Here is a 796-nt window from a genome sequence, read left to right as displayed (position 1 = left end):
TCAGCGTGGTGGCCACCTCGTATCTGCTGGGGGTGTCGACGCGGCGGGTGGACAGGCTGGTGGAGCAGATGGGCATCCAGGGCATCTCCAAGAGCCAGGTGTCGGAGATGTCGAAGGTGCTGGACGAACAGGTGGCGGCGTTCCGCAACCGGCCGCTGGAGGGCGGTCCGTATGCGTTCGTGTGGCTGGACGCGTTGACGCAGAAGGTGCGTGAGGGCGGCCGGATCGTGAACGTGCACGTGCTGGTGGCGACCGGTGTGAACGCCGACGGGCACCGCGAGATCCTGGGGGTCGAGGTGGTCTCGGCCGAGGACGGCGCCGGATGGCTCGCGTTCCTGCGCGGGCTGGTCGCCCGCGGCCTGTCCGGCGTCCAGCTGGTGGTCTCCGACGCCCACGCCGGGCTGGTGGAGGCGGTGGGGGCGACGCTGCCGGGGGCGGGCTGGCAGCGGTGCCGCACCCACTACCTGCGCAACCTGCTGACCAAGGTGCCCAAGTCGGCTCAGCCGTGGGTGGCGACGCTGGTGCGCACGATCTTCGACCAGCCCGCCGCCGAGGAGGTGCACGCCCAGCACGCCCGCGTGGTGGAATCGCTGGAGGCCAAGCACCCCGACGCCGCCGAGCACCTGGCCGAGGCGGAACCCGATCTGCTGGCCTTCACCGCTTTCCCTCGCCAGATCTGGCGGCAGATCTGGTCGAACAACCCGCAGGAGCGGCTGAACAAGGAGATCCGGCGGCGCACCGACGTGGTCGGGATCTTCCCCGACCGCACCGCGATCCTCCGCCTCGTCGGCGCCGT

1 protein-coding gene is annotated in these 796 nt (G+C 71.0%); it reads left to right on the top strand.

The window, feature by feature from the left end:
* A partial coding sequence (locus tag QSK22_RS33260; protein ID WP_285498474.1) for an IS256 family transposase occupies nucleotides 1-796 on the top strand: 796 nt, incomplete at both ends.

It is taken from the genome of Actinomadura sp. NBRC 104425 (genome assembly GCF_030269545.1).
In the GTDB taxonomy this organism is placed as follows: domain Bacteria; phylum Actinomycetota; class Actinomycetes; order Streptosporangiales; family Streptosporangiaceae; genus Spirillospora; species Spirillospora keratinilytica.
Note: the sequence above shows the minus strand (reverse complement) of the source record. Positions and strands in the feature narration are given on the sequence as shown.